We start from the raw sequence: 17,438 nt of genomic DNA, 5'->3' as shown, positions 1-17,438 counted from the left end.
CGGTTCGGGTTAGAATGGCGCGCTTCATCCTCCCGGGCCCGCCCATGCTGCGCATCCAGGCTGAAGCGCTTACTTACGACGATGTGTCTCTCGTCCCCGCGCATTCGATCGTCCTGCCTAAGGACGTAAACCTCTCCACCCGCCTGACCCGCGACCTGTCGATCCGTCTGCCGATCCTGTCGGCCGCGATGGACACCGTCAGCGAGGCCCGCCTTGCGATCGCACTGGCACAGCTCGGCGGCATCAGCATCATCCACAAGAACATGAGCCTGGAAGCCCAGGCCGCGCAGGTCGCCAAGGTCAAGAAGTTCGAGGCCGGGGTGATCCGCGAACCGTTCACCGTGGGGCCGGAAACCACCATCGGCGAAGTGCTCAAGCTGACCCGCGCGCGCAACATCTCCGGCGTGCCGGTGGTCGACGGCGGCCAGCTGGTCGGCATCGTCACCAGCCGCGACATGCGCTTCGAGACCAAGCTCGACGATCCGGTCCGCCACATCATGACCAAGCGCGATCGCCTGATCACCGTGCACGAAGGCGCCAGCGACGACGAAGTGCTGCAGCTGCTGCACAAGCACCGCATCGAAAAGATCCTGGTGGTCAACGACGGCTTCGAGCTGCGCGGCCTGATCACGGTCAAGGACATCCAGAAGAAGACCGACAACCCCAACGCCGCCAAGGACAGCGCCGAGCGCTTGCTGGTGGGCGCGGCGGTCGGCGTCGGCGGCGATACCGAAGCGCGCGTGGAAGCCCTCGCCGCGGCCGGCGTGGACGTGGTCGTGGTCGATACCGCGCACGGCCATTCGCAGGGCGTGCTCGATCGCGTGCAGTGGGTCAAGAAGCGCTTCCCGCAGTTGCAGGTGATCGGCGGCAACATCGTCACCGGCGAAGCGGCGTTGGCGTTGATGGATCACGGCGCGGATGCGGTCAAGGTCGGCGTCGGTCCGGGTTCGATCTGCACCACCCGCGTCGTCGCCGGTGTCGGCGTGCCGCAGGTGACCGCGGTGGCGATGGTCGCCGAAGCCTTGAAGGATCGCATTCCGCTGATCGCCGACGGCGGCATCCGCTATTCGGGCGACATCGGCAAGGCGCTGGTCGCGGGCGCATCGACGGTGATGGTCGGTGGCTTGTTCGCCGGCACCGAGGAAGCGCCGGGCGAGATCGAACTGTTCCAGGGCCGCAGCTACAAGAGCTACCGCGGCATGGGCAGCCTGGGCGCGATGGAGCAGGGCTCGAAAGACCGCTATTTCCAGGACGCCTCCGACGCCGACAAGCTCGTGCCCGAAGGCATCGAAGGCCGTGTGCCGTACCGCGGTTCGCTCGGCGGCGTGGTCCACCAACTCGCCGGCGGCCTGCGCGCGACGATGGGCTACGTGGGCTGCGCGACCATCGAGGAGATGCGCAAGAAGCCGAGCTTCGTGCGCATCACCAACGCCGGCGCGCGCGAGAGCCATGTGCACGATGTGCAGATCACCAAGGAACCGCCGAACTATCGCGCCGGCTGATGCCGGCGCGCGGGATTAGGGATTTGGGATTCGAGATTCGGTAAGCCGATTCGTTTCCCATCCCCAGCGTTCCGCTTTTACGAATCCCGAATCCCCATTCCCGAATCCCGGCCCCAATGACCGATATCCATAACGACAAGATCCTGATCCTCGACTTCGGCGCGCAATACACGCAGCTGATCGCGCGACGCATCCGCGAACTGGGCGTGTACTGCGAGATCTGGGCCTGGGATCACGACCCGGCCGAAATCGAAGCGTACGGCGCCAAGGGCATCATCCTGTCGGGCGGCCCCGAGTCGACCACCGAGCACGGTTCGCCGCGCGCGCCGCAGCAGGTGTTCGACGCCGGCCTGCCGATCCTGGGCATCTGTTACGGCATGCAGACCATGGCCAAGCAGCTCGGCGGCGAAACCGAAGCGGCCGATCAGCGCGAGTTCGGTCATGCCGAAGTGTCGCTGGTCGCGCACGATCGCTTGTTCGACGGCTTGAAGGATCATCCCGGCTCGCCGCCGCGCCTGGACGTGTGGATGAGCCACGGCGATCACGTGTCGAAGGCGCCGGACGGTTTCGTCGTCACCGCCAAGACCGACCGCATCCCGGTCGCCGCCTTCGCCGACGATGCGCGCGGCTGGTACGGCGTGCAGTTCCATCCCGAAGTCACCCACACCAAGCAGGGCCAGACCCTGCTGCGCCGCTTCGTGGTCGACATCTGCGGCTGCCAGACCTTGTGGACCGCCGCGCACATCATCGACGACCAGATCGCACGCGTGCGCGAGCAGGTCGGCCAAGATGAGGTGATCCTCGGCCTGTCCGGCGGCGTCGATTCCTCGGTGGTGGCCGCGCTGCTGCACAAGGCGATCGGCGATCAGCTGACCTGCGTATTCGTCGATACCGGCCTGCTGCGCTTCAACGAAGGCGACCAGGTGATGGCGATGTTCGCCGAGCACATGGGCGTCAAGGTCGTGCGGGTCAACGCCGCCGACCGTTACTTCGAAAAACTCGCCGGGGTCAGCGACCCGGAAGCCAAGCGCAAGATCATCGGCAACCTGTTCGTCGAGATCTTCGACGAAGAGTCGCAGAAGCTCGCCAACGCCAAATGGCTGGCGCAGGGCACGATCTACCCGGACGTGATCGAGTCCGCCGGCAGCAAGACCGGCAAGGCCCACGTCATCAAGAGCCACCACAACGTCGGCGGCCTGCCCGAGCACATGAAGCTCGGCCTGGTCGAACCGTTGCGCGAATTGTTCAAGGACGAAGTGCGCCGCCTGGGCGTCGAACTCGGCCTGCCGCGCGAGATGGTCTATCGCCATCCGTTCCCGGGCCCGGGCCTGGGCGTGCGCATCCTCGGCGAAGTGAAGCGCGAATACGCCGACCTGCTCGCGCAGGCCGATCACATCTACATCGACGAACTGCGCAAGGCCGGCCTGTACGACAAGACCAGCCAGGCCTTCGCGGTGTTCCTGCCGGTCAAATCGGTCGGCGTGGTCGGCGACGCGCGCGCCTACGAATGGGTGATCGCGCTGCGCGCGGTCGAGACCATCGACTTCATGACCGCGCACTGGGCGCATCTTCCGTACGACTTCCTCGGCACGGTCTCGAACCGGATCATCAACGAACTGCGCGGCGTGTCGCGGGTGGTTTACGACATCAGCGGCAAGCCGCCGGCGACGATCGAGTGGGAGTAAGTTCGGCCCTTTGAGAGGTGCGGCGTATGTCCGGGTCGGGCAAGCGCGAGACGGCGGCGATCGAGCAGGTCGCCGAATACTTCGGTGCGATCCGGGAGCGGGGCGACGGCGACGTCGCCCGATGGCTATCTGAGGCTTGACGCAAAACGCATCGCCATCGATGTCGCGGTGATCGAACCTGTGGTCGCGGGACACGGCGACGATGCTGTGCCCCGTCTGCGCTTCGACAAGGTCGCGTTGCGTTTGATCTCGCGTTTGCAGGCCGCGCTTTCGCCGCAAGTCGCCGATGGGCAGGTGGTGATGCTCGCTGTCACCGCGCCGATTCGCCTGCCGTCGAAGACCGCAGAAGAGCTGGAATCCAACATCAGCGAATGTCTCCGACGGGGACCCGTGCAGGTCGAGATCGGCGAGACCATCTGCGGCAATCAGACCCGGGTCCGGTTCGCTAGGGGCGGCGCGAGGCCGGCGTCGAAAGTGATCGGTTTCGTGCACAACCCCGACACCGATCCGCGGGTGCTTTTCGATCTGGCCGCGGCCTTGCTCAACTACATCGGCGCGGCGGCCGTTAAGCATCCGACCGAATCTTTCGGCGGCGAGCGCTGGCTCGTGATCGCCGATGAACGGGACCCCGCGTGGATCGCGACGTACCGTCACGTCTATTCGCAGCTAGGCGTTTCCAGCGAATTCAGCAAGATGCTCGTGGTGTTTGCCGACGGGCAGGTCGAAACGCTGAACGCTTGAACACACCGCGTTTGCGCCGCCGCGGCGACGCATGCGCCGGGCTGTGACAACTGACGCGGTTCCCGCGCGTCGACCGGGCTAGGGTTCGACTCAGTCGTCGCGCCCGTATCGGGCGCCGCCGTCAAGGACGCAAGGATGTCCGCCACGGAATGGATCGGCAGGTTGCTCGGCAGCGATTCGCGTCCAGGCGATGCGTTTGTCGATGGTTGGCGTGTCCGCGCCCGTGCCGCGATCGGCGATAGCCCCGATAACACCGATAGCCTCGCTTCGGCGTGCACGGCGCCCGCTGCGTTTTCCATTGCGTTCGGTCGTGCTCGCGCGCGAATGCCGGCATGCGTGCCGCATCGTCGGCGCGTACGCGGCGCAGCCGAACCCGTTCGCGCGAACCCGCCTATTCGACGAGCGTCCGGCGCACCCGCATTGGCCGCGGAAGGAGCCGCGGTAACCCACGCGCGACGGCGNTCGCCGTCGGCGTCCCGGGCGACTGGAGCAAGGACTGCCTCGGCCGCCTCGCCACGTTGGAGAGAACGATGATCAGGAAGTCTCGTGCCAAGTTGGTGCTTGCGTGCTTCGCGTTTGGGTTGGGCCTGAGCTTCAGCCTCAGCGCGTTCGCGATTCCTTGCTGCAGCAATTGCGATCCGAACGATCCCGATTCGCGCTGCTGGGCGATCTGCTCGGACAGTTGCTGATTCCGGGCAGGCGGGAAGGGGCGGGCGACCGCCTCGTTCCGTGCCGCGTCGTCCGATCGCCGACGGACCCTTCCATTGGGTCCGTTCGTGCGCGAGGGCGTGCAAGAGCGCCGCGCCGCCGCAGGCAGCGCGCGGCGCAGCCGAGGTCGTTCGCGCGAACCCGCGTGTTCGACGCGCGTCCGGCGAACCCGCATTGACCGCGGAAGGAGCCGCGGCAACCCACGCGCGACGGCANNNTCGCCGTCGGCGTCCCGGGCGACTGGAGCAAGGACTGCCTCGGCCGCCTCGCCACGTTGGAGAAAACGATGATCAGGAAGTCTCGTGCCAAGTTGATCCTTGCGTGCTTCGCGTTCGGACTGGGCCTCAGCGTCAGCCTCAGCGCGGTCGCGCGTCCGTGCTGCAGCAGTTGCGATCCGGACGATCCGGATTCGCGTTGCTGGGCGATCTGTTCGCCCGGCTGCTGACCGCGGTAAAGCGGGAAGGGGCGGGCGACCGCCTCTTTTCGTGCCACGTCGTCCGATCGATGGGTCGGTATCGAGGCCCGTACGCGATCCGGTGGCGATCTGATCGCGAGTTGGCCGCAAGCTGGCCGCGATGTGGCGACGCTCGTGATCTTGCCGTCGCTTGCCGCCTGCGTCGGTGAGTGCGTGTTCGATGCAAAGTCTGCCGTTGCGTGGCTGGCGGACGTGCTTTCCGCGCTACCGCGCGACGAACGCGCTAGCCCGGGCAGCGAAATGTGAGGCGCCAAGCCCCGCCTTGGGCCCTCGGCCATTAGGACCGCCCCTGTCCGCAAGGCGGCGTAATCTGCGCTCGAACCGGCCGACGGCCGCGCTCCCGCCCCGGCGTTCGACGCCGACCATCCCCCAATCGCGATCCGCATGTCGATTCGCTCCCGCCCGGTTCGTCGTTCCAGACAAGGGCGGCCGAATCCGTGTGCCGTGCGCGCGGAACCTGCGCCGTCCGACTTGCCCAGGAGAGAACGCTGATGTCGAAAACTCTGCCGATCGCCGCCGCTCTGTTGGCTCTGCCGCACTTGCTGGCGGTCGCGGCGTCGCGCAACGACGCGGCGGTGCATGCCGACAGCGCCTGCTCGGCGCAGGCGCAGCGCAGCGTGGTTCCGTTCGAGCGCTGCCGGTGCGTCGATTCCGTCGGTCGCGACGGTGTGCGCGGCGCGGGCCTGGCGATGCGCTACTACTCGCAGCGTTGAGCGCCTGAGTCGCGCGCCGGTCAGCCCGCGGGCCAGGCACGCAGCGCGGTGCGCAGCACGTCCCTTAACTCAGCCGCGTTCGCACCGTCGCGGGCCTGGATCGACAGACCCTGGACCACGGTAGCCAGGAATTTGGCCAATCGCTCGGCATCGCAATCGGCGGCGACGTCGCCTTCGCGCTGGCCGCGTTCGATGCGGGCACGAAAGCCGGCTTCGATCGAGCGGCGGTGCGCGGCGATTTCCTCGCGCAAGGGCGCCGACGTGCCGACGCTGCCTACCTCGGCCGCGACCAGCATGCAGCCGCTGCGCTGCCCGCAGCCGGCGAAGCCGTCGCCGATGGTGTAGAACAAGCGCTCGAACGCCTCGCGCGCGCTCAGCCCGGGCGCCTGCAGACCGGCAGCGTGGCGCTGGCGGAACTGCTGCAGGTAGCGTTGCAGCGCCTCGCGGAACAATTGCTGCTTGCTGCCGAAGGCCGCGTACAGGCTGGGCGGGGCGATGCCCATGGCCGCGGTCAGATCGCTGAGCGAGGTCGCCTCGAAGCCCTGACGCCAGAACAACTGCATCGCGGTTTCCAGGGCCTGCTCGCGATCGAACGCGCGCGGCCGTCCGCGCGGCCGGCGCGGAGGCGTTTCGGCGGCCGCATCGTCGGCTTCGGGTGGTGCCGAATCTGCAACATCTATTTCCATAGCGATCGATACTAAATTCATTGACCGGTCCGGGACAAGCGCTCAGACTCGGTCGCGGCCCTCGCCGCCGGCTAGATACGCTTGGCCGTCGCGGCCTGCACGGCCCTCGCCATCGTCTGTTTCCCCGTCATGCAAACAGGACCTCCCCATGAGCTTCTCGCTCTACGACATCTCGGTGCCGGCCTTCACCCGCGGCCTCGACACGCTGTCTCACCTGCTCGACAAGGGCGCCGCCTACGCCGACGAGCAGGGCATCGACCCTTCGCAATTGATCGGCGGGCGTCTGGCGCCCGACATGTACACCTTGATCGGCCAGGTGCAGTCGGCCAGCGACGCGGCCAAGTTCGGCGCCGCGCGCCTGGCCGGCATCGCCCCACCGAGTTTCGCCGACGAGGAAACCACCCTCGACGAGTTGCGCGCGCGCATCGCCAAGACTCAGGAGTTCCTGCGCAGCGTCACCCCCGACAGCATGGACGGCCAGGAAGAACGCGAGATCGTGATCCGCCCGGGCGGCCGCGAACTCAAGTTCGTCGCCCGCGACTACATCCGCGGCTTCGTCCTGCCGAACTTCTATTTCCACCTGACCACGGCCTACGGGATCCTGCGCCACCAGGGCGTGCCGCTCGGCAAGCTCGACTACCTGCGCGGCGCGGCGTCGCCGGCCTGAGTTGTGATGATCGGGGCCGGCGACGGCTCCGATCAGTACGTCCCAAGCGGTATCGCGGTCGCCAGTCGGCCGGAATCGCGACCCGGGTTCGGGTTCGCGACGTCTTGTGATTTAGCATGTCGCCCTTGGCGCGCCGGAACGGGTCCGGCGCCGTCCGGGCGATCCGCACAGAGGACGTGACGTGAAAAGACTGCTGATGCTGGTGCCGCTGCTGCTGGCCGGTCTGGCGTTCTGGTACTTCGACCTGGCGCGCCGCATCGACGAAGCCGCCGTGCGCGACTACTACAACCAACAGATGCAGGCCTACTACCGCTTCGACGGCGACTGGTTCTGCACCAGCATGACCGACGACTACGAAGTCGTCGAAATCACCTACACCGGCAAGCAGCGCAAGGACGAGCGCCTGAACAAGGCCGAGTCGTGCAAGCGCACGCGCGAGACGGTCGCCGAACTGGTCGAAATCCGCGATGCCAAGATCGGCCTGCCGCTGCCGTCGTGGACGATCGAGGTGAAGAACATCGAAGTGGCCGACGACCGCCACAGCGCGACCGTGCAGGCCGAAGGCCGGATGACCGTCGGCGCGCGCGACCTGGGCGTGACCAAGTGGACCGAGCGGCTGATCCGTCGCAACGGCCGGGTCTTCAGCGAGCGCTCCGACTCGACCGCCTGGGTCGAAGAATGAGCGATGACGTCGTGAGCGATCAGGCATCGATCGACGAACGCTGGATGCGCCACGCGCTGGCGCTGGCCGATCGCGCCGAGCGCGAGGACGACGAGATCCCGGTCGGCGCGGTGCTGGTGTCGGCCGACGGCGCGGTGCTCGGCGAAGGCTGGAACCGCAACATCCGCAGCCACGATCCTAGCGCGCATGCCGAGATCGTCGCCTTGCGCGAAGCCGGCAGTCGGATCGGCAATCACCGCCTGATCGGCACGACCTTGTACGTGACCCTGGAGCCGTGCGCGATGTGCGCGATGGCGATGGTGCATGCGCGGGTCGCGCGGGTGGTTTACGGCGCCAGCGATCCCAAGACCGGCGCGGCCGGCAGCGTATTCGATCTGCTGACCGATCCGCGCCATAACCATCGCGTCGCGGTGCAGGGCGGGGTGCTGGGCGAGGAGGCGGGCACGCGGCTGACTACGTATTTCCGGCGCAAGCGCGGCAAGCCGGTCTGATCGAAGTGCCGTGGTTGGCGATAAAGCCCGGGTGATGGCGCCATGGCATCGGTCGCGGCGGCCGATGGTTCGCCGCGCCGGAGCGGAAAGCAGCGGGACTGAAGCTCCTTGCGGAACGCCCGCGCAGTGCCGATGACCCGTGCCGTTTCAAGGCATCAGGCAGGCTTCCCGGGTTTGCCGCGTCTTCAATGCGACCCGTGGCTCAACGCAGCAGGTCGAGCGCCTTGTGCGCGTCGTCGACGAATCGGCGCGACTCCTGCGGAGAGTTCAAGTACGTCGCCAAGTGCGCCACGACCTGGCGGGGGTCGTGGCGGGTCTCGAAGGCTTCCTGGCAGAGCATGCCGGCGATCGGCCCCAGGTAGTTCACCGCCACCTGTTCGATCGCGTCGCGCACTCGCTTGTCCACCCGCGCCGCCGGCGGCGGCGGCTCAGGCGCGCGGGCGCTCGCCGCGGCGATCGCCGCGGTCGTTTCCGAACGCCCGGCCAGCTCCTGTTCGAATCCGCCGAGCAGCCACTTCATCGACGCGGGATTCAAGGCCATCTTGTTGCCGTAGGACGGAATGTCGTTGGGCTGGAAACGCAGCTTCGCGGTCGACACCATCGACAAGCCTTGCACGGCCTCGTCGTTGCGCAGCATGCGGAACGTCACTTCCTTCACCTGGCCGTTGTGCAATCGGATGATGCCCGAGTGCAGTTCCTCGGTGACGAGGAACACGAAGCCGGAGGCCTCTATCTGCACCAGCGCATTGAGTTCGCGCAGCACTTCGATCAGCGGTCGGAACTCATGGCTCATGATGTCGGATACCTGGCATCGTACGATTGGTCGGGATTCGTCGCTTCAGCCTCGCTCGCTTCGGCGCTGCTCGACTCAGCGTTGCTTGGCGAGTTTTTCCATCGCCACGCGGACGCTGTAGGACAAGCGTGAAATCGCGCGCGCGAGCTTGCCGATTTCGTCTTTCAGATCCGCCTCGCTGATGGTGTGGTTCCACTTGCCGACGCTGAGTTCCTCGGCGACCACGGTCAGGCGCTGGATCGGACGCAACACCCGGTTCTGGATCAGGGTCCATTGCAGGCCCAGCAGCAGCGAACACACCAGCAGGCCGATGCCGCCGATCCACAACGACTGGCGCACGATCACATGCTCGACGTCGCTCTTGGGATAAGCGGACACGAGGGTGAAGCCCCAATCGGGCACTTCCTGCCGGGTCACCACCCAGTCCTGCGGATTCTGGCTGGCGATGCGTTCGATCTCCGCCGCGTCGGTGGTGGCGCCGGTCTTGGAATGGAAACGCAACTTGCCCTTGCCGTCGAACACCGCCATGAAGCCCGACTCCAGCACCTGGCTGGCATCGATCACCGCGGTCAATGCCTTCAGGTCGGTCTTGTAGCCGACGTACCACACGCCGATCGCGCGCTGAGTGTCGTTGCCGGCGAAGATCGGCTCGTAGCCGGTGACGTACGGCGTGCCGAGGATATCGACCACCCCGTAGAAGGCTTCGCCCTTGCGCATGAACGGAATGACTTGGCCGGTGGGATCGAGTTGGGTGCCGACGGCGCGGCTGCCGTCGTCCTTGCGCACATTGGTGGCCACGCGCACGAAGTTGTCGCCGTCGCGGGCGAACAGCGTGGCGGTGCCTTCGGCCAAGGCGGTGACACCGTCGACCAGGGCGAAGTTATTGGCTTGCGAAACGCCACCGAGCACCAAGTCGTTGCTGTTGCGGCCGCCGACGACTACGCGCCCGCCGACGCTCGGCGGGCCGAGGCGGCGGCCTTCGCTGCGCAGCAGGCGCATGGCGTCGCGGGTGCGGTCGAGCATCACCGAACGGGTGACCGCGAACAGGCTTTGCAGCGCGTAGGTGCGACGGTCGATCGATTGCGCGGCATCTTCGCGGACATGGCTTGCTTGGTTCATGGCCAGCGCGATGGTCAACGCGACGACGAACACCAGCACCAGAGCGAGCACAGGCAGCAGCAGGCGCACCCGCAACGAGTGAAGATTCATTGAGTTTTTCCCCTGGACCGCATTGATGAATGTGTGCGATTCGAAACGAGATGAAGCGGGTGATGCGCACGGCGCTCAAGGCGTCATGAACGCGGCCACGTTCGAAAGACGGCGACAAGATAGCGGTATCGTTTTTCGTTTCACAATCAGATGTTTGTTCAGATCAATCGGATCGCGGACGCGGCGAAAATTTTTACCGGCATATGTTTTATGTAATTAAAATAGTTGTGCGCGTGCGTTATTTGCGCATCTTTCGTGAGAACAGGCGGCGACTGATCGCGTGCAACGCGAGCTTTGTGTCGCTCGCAGGTACGGTTTTTGCGAACGTGCGCATCGCCGATGGCCTGGCCGGCTCATGGGGGATTAATGTCCGGCGACGCGCTGCTTCATGGCGCTAAACATCCATGTGCCGGCCATGGATGCAGGCGAGGCGCTGTTCGCAGCTTCAACGGTCGGAGACAATGGGTGCTTGCCTGGCGTCTGAAACGATTCCATCGCCAGGGGCCAGCGGCTGCAAAAGAGTGGCCTTTGCACTAGGCCGTGGTCTCGCCGTTTGCCGTCTGAGGTTGGGACGGCGCGGAGTGCAGCGCGGGTGGTGGCAAGTCAGGCCGTTTCGATACGCGCTAATGCACGAGTTTTACGCAAGAAAATCTGCATCGGCGGCGATGCGGCCGAATTGAAATTTGTGATGGACTTCGAACTTTTTGCGGGCGATGCAGGTCAACTGCGCAGGCCGGCGTCGGCGGCCCGAGGCGCGCTTGTTAGTTGCGCTTGCCGGTGCGTTGATCGCGATCGAACTCGCGCTTCACTTCGGCGTCGAGCATGCTCACGCTCATGCGCGCCTCGCGGCCCAGGTTGATCGAGGCCGCCAGCACCAGCAGAACGCCGCACATCGCAAGGCCGGTGGGCACGCCGGTGATGCGGTAATCGGTGAACTGGTCAATGCCGATCGACAGGCTGGTGGCGACGAACGCGGTCATCGCGCCGTACAACAGCTGCAGGCAGGTGAGGATCAACCGCACCCGGCGGCGGTGCAGGATGATCCGCGCTTCCAGGTAATCGCGCGCGTGTTCGTCGATCGTGTCCTCGAGCAGCGCCAACTGCTGGCGCATGCGATCGACCACGCGCGCGAGCCGGTTGTTGGACGACACCAGCAACGAAGCGGTCGCGGTCAGGAAGAAGGCCGGCGTGATCATCGCCGAGACCACGGTGTAATGGGTGCTCAGTTGCAGCGGATCGGCCATGGCGGGGTCCATGTTGCGGGCGTTCGATGCGTTCGGATCGACATGATGACGCAACGGCGCCGTGCGCGAACGCAGGTGGGTGGAGCGGATCGTCGGCTCAGGGCAGCGGCGGCCGGTTGGCCCAGCGCTTCATCGCGCTGGCATGGCCGTGATCCATTTCCTCGTTGACCGCCTCGACCGCGAGCGAGGACTCGCGCGCGAGCAGCAGGCTGGCGGCGAACATCGACAGCACGCCGAACGCGGCGAGCACGGTGGGCACCAAGCCGAGGCGATAGCCCAGCACCGCGTCGCCGGCGACGGTCAGGCTGGTGCCGACGAAGAAGCTGATCGCGGTGTACAGCAGCTGGCTGCCGCGCAGGATGATCCGGCTGCGCTTCTTCTGGCGCAGGATGTGGCGCTCGATCAGGTCGCGTTCCTCGGCGTCGTCGCTGTCGGCCAGTTCCTTGAGCAGCACCCGGGCGCGGTCGATCACCCGCGCCAGCCGGTTATTGGCCGACAGCAGCAGCGAGGCGGTCGCGGTCAGGAAGAACGCGGGAGCCAGCATCGCGGTCAGGATCGCGTAGTGGGCGAGGGTGGCGTTCTGGCTCATCGCGGTGGGGTCGTCGGGCGGGGGCGTGGGCTATGATGCCGCGACCTGGGCACGACGGCGAGGCTATGACCGAGAAAAATGGACCCGAGCACCGGCTGATCTGGATCGATCTGGAGATGACCGGGCTCGACACCGACCGCGATTCCATCCTGGAAATCGCCACCGTCGTCACCGACGCGCAGCTCAACGTGCTGGCCGAAGGGCCCGAGCTGGCGATCGCCCATCCGCTCGAACGCCTGCAGGCGATGGACGAATGGAACCGCAACCAGCACGGCAAGTCCGGGCTGTGGAAGCGGGTGCTCGAAGCCGGCGTGCCGATGGCCGAGGCCGAGACGCGGACCGTGGATTTCCTGGCCCAGTGGGTGTCGCCGAACACGTCGCCGATCTGCGGCAATTCGATCTGCCAGGACCGCCGCTTCCTGCATCGCTGCATGCCGCGCCTGGAGCGCTACTTCCACTACCGCAACCTCGACGTCAGCACGATCAAGGAACTCGCGCGGCGCTGGGCGCCGGACGTGCTGGCGGGGCTGAGCAAGGACAGCAAGCACACCGCGCTGAGCGACGTGATGGATTCGATCGCCGAGCTCAAGCATTACCGCGCGGCGATGGGCAAGCTCGGCGGCTTGGGCTGAGCGGATGGGCTTGCGAGCCATCGGCGCGTATCCGCGAACGCCATGGCGCCATGCGCCCTGGCCGGGCGCGCAGGCTCAAGTCATCGCTCGATTGGCTTAGGTCGGCATCGATAGCGAAAGTCGCTGGATTCCCGCGTTCGCGGGAATGACGATCCGACAGGACGCGGCTTCGACAAATAATGCGCTCAACACCCGCCCGCCATTCCCGCGAACGCGGGAATCCAGCGACTTTCGTACAAATCACCAGGCGCTTGCCGCTTACGCCTTAGGCTTCGCCACCGGCTTCGGCACGTCGCCGTCGTCGGCGATCGACTTGGTCAGCAACTCCGCGATCGGCCGTCCATCGGCATCGTGGTGATACACGTGCAGATCGCGCTGCGGATACGGGATGTTGAGGCCCTTGCCGATCAGTTCGTTGCGGATGCCTTCGGTGAGATCGCTCTTGGTCCGCATCAGGTTCGCGGTCTTGACCCAGGCGCGTAGCTCCAGGTTGACGCTGCTTTCGGCCAGCGCGGTGACCAGCACTTCCGGCGCCGGATCGGGCAACACGTTCGCGTGCGCATTAGCCAGAGCCAGCAGGGTTTCCTTGGCGGTCTTGAGATCGTCGTCGTAGCCCACGCCGACGGTGAGGTCGATGCGGCGCTTCGGGTTGGCGGTGAAATTGACGATGACCGCGGTGGTGATCAGGCTGTTGGGCAGCACGATCACCCGGTTGTCGATGGTGCGCAGGCGGGTCTGAAACACCCGGATCTGCTCGACCGTGCCCTCCACGTTCGCGGCCTGCACGTAGTCGCCGGCGCGGAACGGACGCAGCACGATCAGCATCACGCCCGAAGCGATGTTGGACAGCGAGTCCTTCAGCGCCAGGCCGATCGCCAGGCCCGCGGCGCCGAGCACCGCGAGCACCGAGGTCATCGGCACGCCGACCTGCTGCAGCGCCGCGACCGCGACGATCACGATCATTGCCGCATAGGCGATATTGCGCAGGAAGCCGCGCAGGGTGACTTCCATGTTGGCGCGGGTCATGACCCGCTCCAACGCCCGCGACAGCCACTTGGCCACCCACAGGCCGATCAGCAGGATCGCCAGCGCGCCGAGCAGGGTCAGGCCCTTGGTCTGCGCCCAGGCGGTCAGCTTGTCGATGTCGAAGCCGGCCTCAAGTCCCAGCAGGGACTTGGGCACGACGGTCTGCGCGATCTCCTGCTTCGCCATGCCGCGCTCAGGCCTGCTTGGCCTTGGCCTTCGCCAGGCGCAGCCAGGTGTCGACCACCGTGTCGGGATTCAGCGACACCGACTCGATGCCCTGATCCATCAGCCATTCGGCCAGATCGGGATGATCGCTCGGGCCCTGGCCGCAGATGCCGACGTACTTGCCCTTGGCGCGCGCGGCCGAGATCGCCATCGCCAGCAGCTTCTTCACCGCCGGATCGCGTTCGTCGAACAGGTGGGCGACGATCGCCGAGTCGCGGTCCAGGCCCAGGCTGAGCTGGGTCAGGTCGTTGGAACCGATCGAGAAGCCGTCGAAGATGTCGAGGAATTCGTCGGCCAGCAAGGCGTTCGACGGCACTTCGCACATCATGATGATCTTCAGGCCGTTCTCGCCTTGCTTGAGACCGTTCTTCTCCAGCACCTCGACCACGCGACGGCCTTCGTCGAGCGTGCGCACGAACGGGATCATGACCCAGCAATTGGTCAGGCCCATCTGTTCGCGCACCTTCAGCACCGCCTGGCATTCCAGCGCGAACGCGTCGGTGAAGCTCGGATCGACGTAACGGCTGGCGCCGCGGAAGCCGATCATCGGGTTCTCTTCATGCGGCTCGTAGCGCGAGCCGCCGATCAGGTTGGCGTATTCGTTGGACTTGAAGTCCGACAGACGCACGATCACCGGATGGGGCGCGAACGCGGCGGTGATGGTGGCGATGCCCTCGGCCAGGCGATCGACGTAGAACTGCACCGGGTCGACGTCGTAACCGGCGATCTTCTCGTCGATCTTCTTCTTGGTCGCCGCGTCCTGCGAGGCGTATTCGAGCAACGCCTTGGGATGGATGCCGATGTGGCTGGCGATGATCATCTCCAGCCGCGCCAGGCCCACGCCGGCGTGCGGCAGCATCGCGAAGTCGAACGCGCGCTCGGGGTTGGCGACGTTCATCATCACCTTGAGCGGCGCCGGCGGCATTTTTTCCAGGTCGGCGACGTGGCGCTCGAACGGCAGTTCACCGTTGTAGATGAAACCGGTATCGCCTTCGGCGCAGCTGACGGTGATGACTTCGCCGTCCTTGATCGTGTCCAGCGCATTGCCGGTGCCGACGACCGCCGGCACGCCGAGTTCGCGCGCGATGATCGCCGCGTGGCAGGTGCGGCCGCCGCGGTTGGTGACGATCGCGGCCGAGCGCTTCATCACCGGCTCCCAATCGGGATCGGTCATGTCGGCGACCAGCACGTCGCCGGGCTGGACCCGGCTCATGTCGTCGAGGCTGCGCACGATGCGCGCCACGCCCGAACCGATCCGCTGCCCGATCGCGCGGCCTTCGCAGATCACTTCGCCGCGCTTTTCCAGCTGGTAACGCTCGATCTGGGTCGCCTTGCCGCGCGACTTCACCGTTTCCGGGCGCGCCTGCACGATGAACAGCTTGCCGCTGACGCCGTCCTTCGCCCACTCGACGTCCATCGGGCGGCCGTAATGCTTTTCGATCACCAAGGCTTGTTTCGCAAGCTCATGCACGTCGGCATCGTTGATCGAGAACTTGGAACGCAGTTCCGCCGGCGTGTCTTCGGTGCGCACGCGTTCGCCGGGCGTATCCGAATACACCATGCGCAACTGCTTGGCGCCGACGCTGCGGCGCAGGATCGCCGGCTTGCCCTGGGCCAGGGTGGGCTTGTAGACGTAGAACTCGTCCGGGTTGACCGCGCCTTGCACGACCATTTCGCCCAAGCCGTAGCTGGAGGTGATGAACACGACGTCGCGGAAGCCCGATTCGGTGTCCAGGGTGAACAGCACGCCGGAGGAACCGACGTTGGAACGCACCATCAACTGCACGCCGGCCGACAGGAACACGTCTTCGTGCTTGAAGCCGTGATGCACGCGGTAAGCGATGGCGCGGTCGTTGTAGAGGCTGGCGAAGACTTCCTTGACCTTGCGCACCACGTCGTCTTCGCCGGTGACGTTCAGGAAGGTTTCCTGCTGGCCGGCAAACGACGCGTCGGGCAAGTCTTCGGCGGTGGCCGAGGAGCGCACCGCGACGGCCACGTCGCCGCCGCCGTTCTCGGCGCACAACTGGCGGTAGGCGGTGCGGATGTCCTGGTCCAGGTCGGGCTGCAGCGGGGCCTCGATGACCCAGCCGCGGATCTCGCCGCCGGCTTGGGTCAGCGCCGGGACGTCTTCCACGTCCAGCGTGGCCAGCTTGTCGAAGATGCGCTGGTGCAGGTTGTTATGGGCGATGAAGGCCTTGAAGGCCTCGGACGTGGTGGCGTAGCCGCCCGGGACCGAGACGCCGAGGTTGGCGAGGTTGCCGATCATCTCGCCGAGCGAGGAGTTCTTGCCGCCTACGCGGGCCAGATCGTTGAGGCGCAGCGCGTGCAGCCAGAGGATGTTCTCGTTCAAGGCACACTATCTCCGAGGGGGGCGAGGACGCGTCCGACGCGGCCAAGCGGATATGATCGCCCGGGTGTCGGGTGCATACAAGCTTGATCCGGCGGGGTTTTTCGTATTGGTGCAGCTTTCTGACGAGGTTATCGATGGCAGGGACCCGACCGGTTTTCTACGTTTCCGACGGCACCGGCATCACCGCCGAGACGATCGGCCACAGCTTGCTCACCCAGTTCACCGAAACCCGTTTCGTGACCGATCGCATATCGTTCGTCGACAGCGTCGAGCGCGCGCAGGAGGTCGCGGCCAAGATCCGCGAGGCCGCCGTGTCCTACGGTGTACGCCCGGTGGTGATCAACTCGTGCATGGACGGCGATGTCGGCGCGGCCCTGGCCGAGAGCGGGGCGCTGATGCTGGACGTATTCGCGCCGTTCATCGAACCGCTGGAGCGCGAATTTCAGGAGTTGCGCCAACGCCGGATCGGCCAGGCCCACGGCATCGCCGATTTCGACACGTATCACCGCCGTATCAATGCGATGAACTTCGCCCTGACCCACGACGACGGCCAGAGCGTGGACTACAACGAGGCCGACCTGATCCTGGTCGCGGTGTCGCGCGCCGGCAAGACCCCGACCTGCGTTTACCTGGCCCTGCATTACGGGGTCCGCGCGGCTAACTACCCGCTGACCGAGGAAGACCTCGAGCACGACCGCCTGCCGCCGCGGTTGCGGCCGTACCGCAACAAGCTGTTCGGCCTGACCATCGACCCGGTCCGGCTGCAGCAGATCCGCCAGGAACGCCGGCCCAACTCGCGTTACGCCCAGTTCGAGACCTGCAAGCGCGAGGTCGCCGCGGCCGAGATGATGTTCCGCGCCGAACGCATCTCGACCCTGAGCACCACCCATACCTCGATTGAGGAGATCGCCAGCAAGGTGCTGACGACGCTTGGGATTCATCGCGAGATGTTTTGATTTCGGGAATCGGGAATCGGGAATCGGGAATCGGGAATCGGGAATCGGGAATCGGGAATCGGGA

General features: G+C 65.9%; 17 protein-coding genes. 10 read left to right on the top strand and 7 right to left on the bottom strand.

The annotated features are described in order from the left end of the window. The first annotated feature begins 44 nt into the window (after positions 1-44). From guaB to ASD86_RS05180, 5 genes are all read left to right on the top strand, one after another. Positions 45-1,502 (top strand): IMP dehydrogenase, encoded by a 1,458-nt coding sequence (guaB, locus tag ASD86_RS05195; RefSeq protein WP_036103682.1) that lies wholly within the window; start codon positions 45-47, stop codon positions 1,500-1,502. Between the two features lie 116 nt (positions 1,503-1,618). Then, positions 1,619-3,187 carry a glutamine-hydrolyzing GMP synthase gene (guaA, locus tag ASD86_RS05190; RefSeq protein ID WP_056107797.1) on the top strand — a complete coding sequence of 523 codons (1,569 nt, stop codon included), beginning with the start codon at positions 1,619-1,621 and terminating at the stop codon, positions 3,185-3,187. A gap of 84 nt (positions 3,188-3,271) precedes the next feature. After that, the gene (locus tag ASD86_RS05185; protein ID WP_157476185.1) at positions 3,272-3,928 is read left to right on the top strand and encodes a hypothetical protein; all 657 of its coding nucleotides are present in this window, start codon (positions 3,272-3,274) and stop codon (positions 3,926-3,928) included. A gap of 926 nt (positions 3,929-4,854) precedes the next feature. Beyond that, the coding region (locus ASD86_RS26435) for a hypothetical protein (RefSeq protein ID WP_235567679.1) at positions 4,855-5,081 on the top strand (227 nt) is incomplete at its 5' end. A gap of 521 nt (positions 5,082-5,602) precedes the next feature. Further along, a complete protein-coding gene (locus tag ASD86_RS05180) occupies positions 5,603-5,824 on the top strand; it encodes a hypothetical protein (RefSeq protein ID WP_056107791.1) in 222 nt (73 codons plus the stop codon). Positions 5,825-5,844: 20 nt separating this feature from the next. Here ASD86_RS05180 and ASD86_RS05175 read toward each other — a convergent pair whose 3' ends face one another. Beyond that, on the bottom strand, positions 5,845-6,531 hold the full coding sequence (locus ASD86_RS05175; protein ID WP_082578087.1) for a TetR/AcrR family transcriptional regulator: 687 nt from the start codon (positions 6,529-6,531) through the stop codon (positions 5,845-5,847). A gap of 127 nt (positions 6,532-6,658) precedes the next feature. Between ASD86_RS05175 and ASD86_RS05170 the strand changes: the two genes are divergently transcribed. The 3 genes from ASD86_RS05170 (at position 6,659) to tadA (ending at position 8,350) form a co-directional block, all read left to right on the top strand. Then, a complete protein-coding gene (locus ASD86_RS05170) occupies positions 6,659-7,177 on the top strand; it encodes a DUF1993 domain-containing protein (protein ID WP_056107789.1) in 519 nt (172 codons plus the stop codon). 181 nt (positions 7,178-7,358) lie between these two features. After that, complete coding sequence (locus ASD86_RS05165) at positions 7,359-7,859, top strand: hypothetical protein (RefSeq protein ID WP_157476181.1); 501 nt, start codon at positions 7,359-7,361, stop codon at positions 7,857-7,859. After that, entirely contained in the window at positions 7,856-8,350 is a 495-nt protein-coding gene (gene tadA, locus ASD86_RS05160) for a tRNA adenosine(34) deaminase TadA (RefSeq protein ID WP_056107783.1), read from the top strand. Before ASD86_RS05165 ends, tadA begins: the two co-directional genes overlap by 4 nt. A 202-nt stretch (positions 8,351-8,552) precedes the next feature. Here the strand turns inward: tadA and ASD86_RS05155 are convergent, their stop codons facing one another. The 4 genes from ASD86_RS05155 to ASD86_RS05140 form a co-directional block, all read right to left on the bottom strand. Beyond that, entirely contained in the window at positions 8,553-9,143 is a 591-nt protein-coding gene (locus ASD86_RS05155) for a hypothetical protein (RefSeq protein ID WP_056107779.1), read from the bottom strand. Between the two features lie 75 nt (positions 9,144-9,218). Further along, positions 9,219-10,352, bottom strand: coding sequence for a Cache 3/Cache 2 fusion domain-containing protein (locus tag ASD86_RS05150; protein WP_056107776.1), 1,134 nt, complete (start codon positions 10,350-10,352; stop codon positions 9,219-9,221). Positions 10,353-11,113: 761 nt separating this feature from the next. Then, on the bottom strand, positions 11,114-11,596 hold the full coding sequence (locus ASD86_RS05145) for a DUF2721 domain-containing protein (protein ID WP_162253617.1): 483 nt from the start codon (positions 11,594-11,596) through the stop codon (positions 11,114-11,116). A 97-nt stretch (positions 11,597-11,693) separates the two neighbouring features. Beyond that, positions 11,694-12,185, bottom strand: coding sequence for a DUF2721 domain-containing protein (locus ASD86_RS05140; protein WP_056107771.1), 492 nt, complete (start codon positions 12,183-12,185; stop codon positions 11,694-11,696). A gap of 65 nt (positions 12,186-12,250) precedes the next feature. Here ASD86_RS05140 and orn point away from each other — a divergent pair, with 65 nt between their 5' ends. Continuing rightward, entirely contained in the window at positions 12,251-12,817 is a 567-nt protein-coding gene (gene orn, locus ASD86_RS05135) for an oligoribonuclease (RefSeq protein ID WP_056107768.1), read from the top strand. 258 nt (positions 12,818-13,075) lie between these two features. Here the strand turns inward: orn and ASD86_RS05130 are convergent, their stop codons facing one another. Both ASD86_RS05130 and ppsA read right to left on the bottom strand, forming a co-directional pair. Next, positions 13,076-14,029 (bottom strand): mechanosensitive ion channel domain-containing protein, encoded by a 954-nt coding sequence (locus ASD86_RS05130; protein WP_056107765.1) that lies wholly within the window; start codon positions 14,027-14,029, stop codon positions 13,076-13,078. 7 nt (positions 14,030-14,036) lie between these two features. Next, complete coding sequence (ppsA, locus tag ASD86_RS05125; RefSeq protein ID WP_056107762.1) at positions 14,037-16,418, bottom strand: phosphoenolpyruvate synthase; 2,382 nt, start codon at positions 16,416-16,418, stop codon at positions 14,037-14,039. Between the two features lie 134 nt (positions 16,419-16,552). On the opposite strand from ppsA, the gene ASD86_RS05120 reads away from it, so the two are divergent. Next, positions 16,553-17,374, top strand: coding sequence for a pyruvate, water dikinase regulatory protein (locus ASD86_RS05120; RefSeq protein WP_036103082.1), 822 nt, complete (start codon positions 16,553-16,555; stop codon positions 17,372-17,374). Positions 17,375-17,438 lie beyond the last annotated feature (64 nt).

This window comes from Lysobacter sp. Root690 (genome assembly GCF_001427785.1).
Taxonomy (GTDB): domain Bacteria; phylum Pseudomonadota; class Gammaproteobacteria; order Xanthomonadales; family Xanthomonadaceae; genus Lysobacter.
This window is presented reverse-complemented; position numbering and strand designations above follow the sequence as displayed.

Bases quoted from the DNA above. Each gene is read 5' to 3' on its own strand.
- ASD86_RS05170 (WP_056107789.1), top strand. From the start codon at position 6,659: ATGAGCTTCTCGCTCTACGACATCTCGGTGCCGGCCTTCACCCGCGGC.
- ASD86_RS05140 (WP_056107771.1), bottom strand. From the start codon at position 12,185: ATGAGCCAGAACGCCACCCTCGCCCACTACGCGATCCTGACCGCGATG.
- ASD86_RS05145 (WP_162253617.1), bottom strand. From the start codon at position 11,596: ATGGCCGATCCGCTGCAACTGAGCACCCATTACACCGTGGTCTCGGCG.
- ASD86_RS05120 (WP_036103082.1), top strand. From the start codon at position 16,553: ATGGCAGGGACCCGACCGGTTTTCTACGTTTCCGACGGCACCGGCATC.
- ASD86_RS05180 (WP_056107791.1), top strand. From the start codon at position 5,603: ATGTCGAAAACTCTGCCGATCGCCGCCGCTCTGTTGGCTCTGCCGCAC.
- ASD86_RS05155 (WP_056107779.1), bottom strand. From the start codon at position 9,143: ATGAGCCATGAGTTCCGACCGCTGATCGAAGTGCTGCGCGAACTCAAT.
- guaB (WP_036103682.1), top strand. From the start codon at position 45: ATGCTGCGCATCCAGGCTGAAGCGCTTACTTACGACGATGTGTCTCTC.
- orn (WP_056107768.1), top strand. From the start codon at position 12,251: ATGACCGAGAAAAATGGACCCGAGCACCGGCTGATCTGGATCGATCTG.
- ASD86_RS05175 (WP_082578087.1), bottom strand. From the start codon at position 6,531: ATGAATTTAGTATCGATCGCTATGGAAATAGATGTTGCAGATTCGGCA.
- guaA (WP_056107797.1), top strand. From the start codon at position 1,619: ATGACCGATATCCATAACGACAAGATCCTGATCCTCGACTTCGGCGCG.
- ASD86_RS05150 (WP_056107776.1), bottom strand. From the start codon at position 10,352: ATGAATCTTCACTCGTTGCGGGTGCGCCTGCTGCTGCCTGTGCTCGCT.
- tadA (WP_056107783.1), top strand. From the start codon at position 7,856: ATGAGCGATGACGTCGTGAGCGATCAGGCATCGATCGACGAACGCTGG.
- ASD86_RS05130 (WP_056107765.1), bottom strand. From the start codon at position 14,029: ATGGCGAAGCAGGAGATCGCGCAGACCGTCGTGCCCAAGTCCCTGCTG.